Source organism: Phenylobacterium sp. (assembly GCF_031181185.1).
GTDB lineage: Bacteria > Pseudomonadota > Alphaproteobacteria > Caulobacterales > Caulobacteraceae > Phenylobacterium.
Map to the genome: position 1 here is coordinate 1 of NZ_JAPSKZ010000149.1, position 8942 is coordinate 8942.

Here is an 8942-nt window from a genome sequence, read left to right on the forward strand (position 1 = left end):
CCCCACGACACCACCTGAACCCGCCTTCTCCCCTTGCGGGAGAAGGTGGCCTGCGCAGCAGGCCGGATGAGGGGTCTCTCAGAACCCTGCCCAAGACACGACGAACGGCCGCCGGGCATGTCCGTCGCCCCCCTCCCCCGCTCCGCAGGGGAGGCGAGACTCGTGGCCGCGGCGGTCGACGCCGTCACACCGGCAGCCGGGTCGTGCTCTTCACCTCTTCCAGCACCGCATAGGTCCGGGTCTCCCGCACGCCGGGGATCCGCACCAGCACCTCCTCGAGGAACTTCCGCCAGGCCGTGAGGTCCCGCACCCGCGACTTGATCAGGTAGTCGAAGCCGCCCGCCACCATGTGGCACTCCAGCACGTCGGGCGAGCGCCGAGCCGCCGCCGCGAAGGTCTCGAACACCTCGGGCGTCGTGCGGTCCAGCACCACCTCGACGAAGATCAGCACGCCGCGCTCCACCTTCTGCGGGTCCAGCAGCGCCGCGAACCCCGTGATGTAGCCGGCCTCCCGCAGCCGCCGCACCCGCTCCGAACAGGCCGAGGGCGACAGGTTGCACCGCTCCGCCAAGTCGGCGTTGCTGATGCGTCCGTCCGCCTGCAGCACCCGCAGCAGCCGCCGGTCGGTCTCGTCCAGCCGCACGTTGTTCGCCATATTCGTTCTCCGCCGCGGATCGTGCGGCCCGGCCGCTTCCGATCCGTAGCACATCCTTCGAAATGTGGACTATCCCGCAGACTGTTTCAGCAGGAGCTCCCGATGCCGTTCGATCACCTGGATGCGGCGAAGTTCGCCGACGAACGTTCGGTGCTGGCCGCCCACCTGGCGTCGCGGCCGCTCTCGTCCGACGATCGCGAGGCTGTGCGCCAGGAGGCCGAGGCCCTGGTCCGCGCCGCCCGCAAGGCCGCGAGCCGCCAGGGCGTGGTCGAAAGCTTCCTGCAGGAGTTCAGCCTGTCGACCCGCGAGGGCCTGGCCCTGATGTGCCTGGCCGAGGCCTTGCTGCGCACGCCCGACGAGGAGACCCGTGACCGCCTGATCGCCGAGAAGATCGCCTCGGCCGACTGGGCCAGCCACGCGGGCCGCTCGGACTCCATGCTGGTCAACGCCTCGACCTGGAGCCTGATGCTCACCGGCAAGCTGATCGACCCGGACGAGGAGGCCCGCAACGACCTGCCGGGCTTCATCAAGCGTCTGGCCGGCCGCCTCGGCGAGCCGGTGATCCGCCGCGCTGTCGGCGCCGCCGTCAAGATCATGGGCGAGCAGTTCGTGCTGGGCGCCACCATCGAGAAGGCGATCAAGCGCGCCGGCCAGGACGGCTTCGTCTGCTCGTTCGACATGCTGGGCGAGGGCGCCCGCACCGACGCCGACGCCGACCGCTACGAAGCCGCCTACGCCAAGGCCATCGAGGTCGTCGGCCGCGCCGCCAAGGGCCACGGCCCCGAGGCCGGCCACGGCATCTCGGTGAAGCTCTCGGCGCTGTCGCCCCGCTACGAGGCGCGCCAGGAAGAGCGCGTCTTCGCCGACCTCTACCCGCGCGTCCTGCGTCTGGCCGAGATGGGCGCGAAGGCCGACATCAACTTCACCCTCGACGCCGAGGAGGCCGACCGCCTTGTCATCTCCCTGAAGCTCCTCGACCGCCTGGCCCGCGAGCCGTCGCTGGGCGACTGGAAGGGCCTGGGGCTGGCCGTCCAGGCGTACCAGAAGCGCGGGCCGCAGGTGATCGAAGCCGTCGCCGGCATCGCCCGCGCCAGCGGCCGCCGGCTGATGGTCCGCCTGGTGAAGGGCGCCTACTGGGACAGCGAGATCAAGCGCGCCCAGGTCGGCGGGCTGCCGGGCTACCCGGTGTTCACGACCAAGGCCGCCACCGACCTGTCGTACCTGGTCTGCGCCAAGGCGCTGATCGCCGCCGCGCCCGCCCTCTACCCGCAGTTCGCCACCCACAACGCCCACACGCTTGCCGCCGTGCGCCAGATGGCCCGGCAAGCCCAGGCCCCGTTCGAGTGCCAGCGCCTGCACGGCATGGGCGAGGCCCTCTACGCCGCCGCCCAGGACCGCTACGGCGGCTTCCCGCTGCGGGTCTACGCCCCGGTCGGCAGCCACGAAGACCTGCTGCCCTACCTGGTGCGGCGCCTGCTCGAGAACGGCGCCAACACCTCGTTCGTCCACGCCCTGCTGGACGAGAAGACGCCGGTGTCGAAGGTGGTCTCCGACCCGATCTCGGCCGTCGAGGCCGCCGGCGGCGCCCCGCACGCACGGATCCCGCTGCCGCGCGACCTCTACGGCCCCTCCCGCAAGAACTCCGAGGGGCTCGATCTCTCCATTCAGGCGGTCCGCGACCAGTTGGCCGGCGCCATCACCGCCCTGGACCGTGAAGCCCTGGAAGGCGCGCCAATCATCCGCGGCCGCGTCCGCACCGACGGCGCCGCCGAGGACCGCTTCGCTCCGTCGGATGCCGCCCGCCGCATCGGTCGGGCCTTCCAAACCACGCCCGAGCAGATCGACGAGGCTTTCGCCGCCGCGCACGCCGCTCAGCGCCCCTGGGACGCTCTGGGCGGCGAGGGCCGCGCCAAGGTGCTCCGCGCCATGGGCGACGCCCTGGAAGCGCACCGCGACCGCCTGATCGCCATCTGCGTGCGCGAGGCCGGCAAGACCCTCGCCGACGCCATCGCCGAGGTCCGCGAGGCGGCCGACTTCTGCCGCTACTACGCCCACCTGGCCGAGCGGCAGTTCGCCAGCGCCGAAACCATGCGCGGTCCGGTCGGCGAGACGAACCAGCTGTCGCTGCACGGCCGCGGCGTCTTCGTCTGCATCAGCCCCTGGAATTTCCCGCTGGCCATCTTCACCGGCCAGGTCGCCGCCGCGCTGGCGGCCGGCAACGGCGTGCTCGCCAAGCCCGCCGAACAGACGCCGATCATCGCCGCCGAAGCCGTGAAGCTGTTCCACCAGGCCGGCGTCCCGGCCGACCTGCTGCACCTCACGCCGGGAGACGGCGCGACGGTCGGCGCGGCGCTTACCGCGCACCCCGCCTGCGACGGCGTGGCCTTCACCGGCGGCACCGACACCGCCTGGGCGATCAACCGCACGCTCGCGGCGCGCCAGGGCCCCATCGTGCCGTTCATCGCCGAGACCGGCGGCCTGAACGCCATGTTCGTCGACACCACGGCCCTGCGCGAACAGGTGATCGACGACGTCCTGCTCTCGGGCTTCGGCTCGGCCGGCCAGCGCTGTTCGGCGCTGCGGATGCTGTTCGTGCCGCACGAGACCGCCGACCTGCTGATCGAGGGGCTGAAGGGCGCCATGCGCACCCTGGTCGTCGGCGAGCCGGCCGACCCGCGCACCGACATCGGCCCGGTGATCGACGAGGAGGCGCGCGCCGCGCTGGAGGCCCACGTCCAGAAGCTCGAGGCCGAGGGCAAGGTGCTCCAGCGCCTCGAGCCCCCCGCCGGCGGCCACTTCTTCGCCCCCACGCTCGCCGAGATCACCGACGCCGGCTATCTGCAGAAGGAGGTCTTCGGTCCGATCCTGCACGTGGTCCGCTACGACCCGGCCAAGCTCGCCGAAGCGGCGGCCCCCCTGGTCCAGGCCCGCTACGGCCTGACGCTGGGCGTCCACTCGCGCATCGAGGCCTTCGCCGAGGAGGTTCAGCGCGCCGTGCCCGCCGGCAACGCCTATGTGAACCGCTCGATGATCGGCGCAGTCGTAGGCGTCCAGCCGTTCGGCGGCGAGGGCCTTTCCGGCACCGGGCCCAAGGCCGGCGGGCCGCACGCCCTGCTGCGCTATGCGGTCGAGCGGGCGGTCAGCGTCAACATCGCAGCCCAGGGCGGCGATCCGGCCCTGCTCAACCTGGACGCCTGATGCGCGTTACGTCTTCGCCGGCCCGTCGCCGGCGAGGGATGTCATGACTCTGCAACAGGCGCTCGCCTTCGGACTGGTGGGCGTGACCATCGCCGCCTTCATATGGGGGCGTTGGCGTTACGACGTGATCGCGCTGTCGGCGCTGCTGCTCGGGCTCGCCCTGGGCGTGGTGCCGACGGACAAGGCGTTCTCGGGCTTCGCCAACGACGTGACGGTGATCATCGCCTGCGCGCTGGTGGTCAGCGCCGCGTTCGCCCGCTCGGGGGTCGTCGAGGCGGTGCTGCGACCGCTTCTGCCGCGCCTTGCCAGCGCAAGGACCCAGGTTCCATTGTTCACCGGCGTGGTTGCGCTGCTGTCGATGGTCACGAAGAACGTCGGCGCGCTGGCGCTGATGATGCCGATCGCCCTGCAGGTGGCTCGGCGCACCAACACCCCGCCCTCCCGCCTCCTCATGCCGATGGCCTTCGGGTCGCTGATCGGCGGCACCGTCACCCTCGTCGGCACGTCGCCGAACATCCTCGTCTCTGAAGTCCGCGAACAGATCCTGGGCCGGCCGTTCGGCATGTACGACTACGCCCCCGTCGGCCTGGGCATAACCGCCTTGGGGCTGGTGTTCCTGGCGTTCGGGTACCGGCTGCTGCCCCGGACTCGCGTGGCGACCGAGACCTTGGACGCCGCCATCGAGACCGCGCCCTACTTCACCGAAGTCGCCGTGCCCGAGGACTGGACCCTCGAGAAGCGGACCGTCGCCAGCCTGCACCGGATGGCGAGCGGCGAGGTCAGCATCGTGGCCGTGATCCGCGACGGCGAGCGTAGGCCGTCGCCGTCCGGCAACCTCCGCATCCGTCCGGGCGACACCCTGCTGCTCGAGGGCGAGCACCAGGACCTCGACGCCTTCATCAACCGCGCCCGCCTGAAGCTGACCCGGGCCGACCGGCCGGTCTCCATGGAGGAGCCGACGGAAGAGGTCCGCATCGTCGAGGCGGTGGTCAGCCCCGACTCGGCTTTGATCGGCCGCTCGGCCAAGCAGGAGGATCTCTACGGCCAGCAGAACGTGAACCTGCTCGCCGTCAGCCGTTCGGGGTACCGGACGAGCAGCGAGCTGAAGGGCATCCGCCTGCGGGCCGGCGACATCCTGGTGATCCAGGGCGGCGAGCGGAGCCTGCCGGCGGCGCTGAAGAACCTGGGGCTGCTGCCACTGGCCGAGCGGGAGCTGCGGCTGGGCGGCATCCGCCGACGACTGCTGCCGACCCTGATCCTGGGCGCGGCCATGATCCTGGTGGCGATGCAGATCGTGCCGGTGGCCATCGCCTTCTTCGCCGCGGCGGTGGCGATGGTGGTCTCAGGCGCGATCCGGATGCGGGAGGCGTACGGCGCCCTGGACGGCCCGGTGCTGGTGCTGATCGCAGCCCTGATCCCGGTCAGCGACGCGATCCGTGCGACCGGCGGGGCCGAACTGGTGGCCGCCTCGCTCGCGGCGGTGTTCGAGGGGCGGCCGCCGATCCTGGCCTTGGGCGCGGTGATGGCGGTGGCCATGGCGGCGACGCCGTTCCTGAACAACGCCGCCACGGTGCTGATCGTGGCCCCCATCGGGGCGGCCCTGGCCCAGCTCTTGAAGCTCAATCCGGACCCGTTCCTGATGGCGGTGGCGCTGGGCGCGGCGTGCGACTTCCTGACGCCCATCGGCCACCAGTGCAACACGCTGGTGATGGCCCCGGGCGGCTACAGGTTCGGGGACTATCCTCGCCTGGGGGCGCCGCTGACCGCCCTGGTCCTGTTCGTCGGCACTCCCCTGATCGCGGCGGTCTGGCCTCTCCAGGCGTAAGCGTTCACAGGTTCGTGAGCGGCCTGTGGACGGCTTGGCCCAAGCGATTGATCTGCCGAGGGGCGCGACCCCACATTAACGCCTCGTTTACGAAAAAGGCTGTGGGCGGCGGGTTCGCCTCATTGACGAGTCATTAGCCAGATGTCCCCATATGTGGGCTGGTTCGCGGGCTGGACCACAAGATGTAGGGCGGATGCGAAATGCATTCTCCATCGAGGGGCTAGGGCAGGGACATGAGTGAAGCGGCGAAGGTTGGGATTGCCGAGGGTGCGGAGCGGGTCCGGGAGACGCCTGCGAAGCCGCAGCTGCAGCTCGTGCGCAAGGTGCAGGTGGACCGCAGCCGCGACGCGCTGCTGACGGACTTCGGCAAGACGACGCTGGAAGACCGCTATCTGCTGCCGGGCGAGAGCTACCAGGACATGTTTGCGCGGGTGGCGACGGCCTTCGCCGACGACGCCGACCACGCCCAGCGCATCTACGACTACATCTCGCAACTGTGGTTCATGCCCGCCACGCCGGTGCTGTCGAACGGCGGCGCCGACCGCGGCCTGCCGATCTCGTGCTTCCTGAACGCCGTGCCCGATAACCTGGACGGCATCGTCAGCGTCTGGAACGAGAACGTGGCGCTGGCCTCGAACGGCGGCGGCATCGGCACCTACTGGGGCGGCGTCCGCTCGATCGGCGAGAAGGTGAAGGGCGCGGGCCAGACCAGCGGCATCATCCCCTTCATCCGCGTGATGGACAGCCTCACGCTGGCGATCAGCCAGGGTTCGCTGCGCCGCGGCTCGGCGGCGGTCTACCTCGACATCCATCACCCGGAGATCGAGGAGTTCCTCGAGATCCGCAAACCCTCGGGCGACTTCAACCGCAAGAGCCTGAACCTCCACCACGGCCTGTCGATCACCGACGAGTTCATGGAGGCCGTCCGCGACGGCGCCATGTTCGGCCTGCGCTCGCCCAAGACCGGCGAGGTGATCCGCGAAGTCGACGCCCGCAGCCTCTGGCAGAAGATCCTCGAGATCCGCCTGCAGACCGGCGAGCCCTACCTGATCTTCTCCGACACCGTGAACCGGGCCATGCCGCAGCATCAGCGCGAGCTCGGCCTGCAGGTGCGCCAGTCGAACCTGTGCTCGGAGATCATGCTGCACACCGGCAAGGACCACCTGGGCAACGAGCGGACCGCGGTCTGCTGCCTGTCGTCGGTCAACGCCGAGAAGTTCCTGGAGTGGCGCGACCACCCGACGTTCATCGAGGACGTCATGCGCTTCCTCGACAACGTGCTGGAGGACTTCATCCAGCGTGCGCCGCCCGAGATGAAGAACGCGGTCTACGCCGCCAAGCGCGAACGCTCGGTGGGTCTGGGCCTGATGGGCTTCCACTCGTTCCTGCAGGCCCAGAACGTGCCGTTCGAGAGCGCGCTGGCCAAGAGCTGGAACATGCGGCTGTTCAAGACGCTGCGCCGTCAGTGCGACGCGGCCTCGCGGACCCTGGCCGCCGAGCGCGGCCCTTGCCCGGACGCGGCCGAGCGCGGCGTCATGGAGCGCTTCAGCCACAAGATCGCCATCGCGCCCACGGCCTCCATCTCGATCATCTGCGGCGGCACGAGCGCCGGCATCGAGCCGATCCCGGCCAACATCTACAGCCACAAGACCCTGTCGGGCACCTTCGCCGTGAAGAACCCCTACCTGGAGCGCCTGCTCGAGGAGAAGGGCCAGAACACGCCGCAGGTGTGGGACTCGATCCTCGCCAACGAAGGCTCGGTCCAGCACCTGGAGTGCCTGACCCAGGACGAGAAGGACGTCTTCAAGACGGCCTTCGAGATCGACCAGCGCTGGGTCGTCGAGCTCGCCGCCGACCGGACGCCGGACGTCTGCCAGTCGCAGTCGGTGAACATCTTCCTGCCCGGCGACGTCGATAAGTGGGACCTGCACATGCTGCACTGGACGGCGTGGGAGCGCGGCTGCAAGTCGCTGTACTACCTGCGCTCCAAGTCGGTGCAGCGGGCGGCGCACGCCGGCGGCGAGAAGGCCGAGGTCGTCGACATGAGCGGCGCGGCCAAGACCGACTACGAGGAATGCCTGGCCTGCCAGTAACCAAGGCAGTTCGGAAAACGTCGTTCCGTGATCTTCGAGGCATAGGCTGGCGGAAACGCCAGCCTTTTCCTTTAGCTGGATGGTCAAGGCGCAGCAGTTTTCGCCATGATCCAAGACCCCAGCGGTTTAGGGGCTTGTCGAACCCGCCGATCGTGAAACTATGCCGCCCAGAGAGCCGCCACATAAGGCGGACTGGGAGAAGCGCATGGTGCGGCGGCTGGCGTTTGCAGCCATCGTCCTGGGATGCGGCGCGGCCACGGCTGCGGCCGCCCAGAGCTTTGCGCCCATAGGCGCGCCCCGCGACCAGCCGCTGATCCCCTCGGCGGCCGACCAGCTGAGCGGCGCGGCCTTCCTGGATCGCGAGACCTATTCCGCACGCGAAGAGAGCCTGGTCCGGCGCCGCTCGGGCGAGGTGAAGCTGGGCGCCAGCGGCGGGGCGGTCGATTTGCTGCGCATTGACGTGGACGAGCGGCTGAAGGGCCTGCCGCTCGCGCCCACGCGCGACCAGTTCGACGCCGGCGCCTACGACGTCACGCTGATCCGCAGCTGGCCGCGGGCGATCAACTTCGCCGAGGGTGGGCTGCAGGTCGACGTCTCGCCGCACGCCGGCCTGGGCGTGGGCAGCCGGGGCGGTTCGGCCGAGGCCGGCGCCACCCTGACCGTGGGCCAGAAGCGCGAGAAGCAGGCCGTCGAGGCCCTGAAGGACCTGGGCGTACGTGAGGGGACCGAGTACGGCGACCAGGGCCGGTGGTACCTGTTCGCCGCCGCCAGCGGCCGAGCGGTGGGCCTCAACATGCTGCGCAACGAGGGCGACTGGAGCCGCGGCAAGTGGACGACCGACGACACCGGCGAGCTGGTGGGCGACGCCCACGTCGGCGTCGGCTGGCGCAAGGGCGACATGCAGAGCTCGTTCGGCGTCATCCACCGCGAGGTGAAGGGCAACCACCTGATCTTCGGCCAGCAGACGCGCGACGACACGGTTGCGGCCTTCACGTTCTCGATCCGGCCGCAGCGCTAGCGCCCGATTCCCGTCCGAATCGTATGGTCTGGCTCGCGCGGACGAAGCGGAGCTGTTCATGAACAAGTCGATCCTGGCGCTCGCCGCGCTGTCCCTGTTGCTGGCGGCCTGCGGGCACAACGTCGAGCAGCCCGCGCCCACCGCCGCACCCAC

Annotated in this window: 5 protein-coding genes; 4 read left to right on the forward strand and 1 reads right to left on the reverse strand. The window is 70.2% G+C overall.

Going from position 1 to position 8942, the window contains the following annotated elements:
- Nucleotides 1-184: 184 nt before the first annotated feature.
- On the reverse strand, nt 185-655 hold the full coding sequence (locus tag RIF93_RS15710; protein WP_309092389.1) for a winged helix-turn-helix transcriptional regulator: 471 nt from the start codon (nt 653-655) through the stop codon (nt 185-187).
- A gap of 102 nt (nt 656-757) precedes the next feature.
- Between RIF93_RS15710 and putA the strand changes: the two genes are divergently transcribed.
- The 4 genes from putA to RIF93_RS15730 all read left to right on the forward strand — a co-directional run bounded on the left by putA (nt 758) and on the right by RIF93_RS15730 (nt 8789).
- On the forward strand, nt 758-3853 hold the full coding sequence (gene putA, locus RIF93_RS15715; protein ID WP_375163886.1) for a bifunctional proline dehydrogenase/L-glutamate gamma-semialdehyde dehydrogenase PutA: 3096 nt from the start codon (nt 758-760) through the stop codon (nt 3851-3853).
- A 43-nt stretch (nt 3854-3896) separates the two neighbouring features.
- Complete coding sequence (locus tag RIF93_RS15720) at nt 3897-5678, forward strand: SLC13 family permease (RefSeq protein WP_309092390.1); 1782 nt, start codon at nt 3897-3899, stop codon at nt 5676-5678.
- A 233-nt stretch (nt 5679-5911) separates the two neighbouring features.
- Nucleotides 5912-7771, forward strand: a complete 1860-nt coding sequence (locus tag RIF93_RS15725) for a ribonucleoside-diphosphate reductase subunit alpha (RefSeq protein ID WP_309092391.1) — start codon at nt 5912-5914, stop codon at nt 7769-7771.
- Between the two features lie 160 nt (nt 7772-7931).
- On the forward strand, nt 7932-8789 hold the full coding sequence (locus RIF93_RS15730) for a lipid A-modifier LpxR family protein (protein ID WP_309092392.1): 858 nt from the start codon (nt 7932-7934) through the stop codon (nt 8787-8789).
- Nucleotides 8790-8942: the final 153 nt, after the last annotated feature.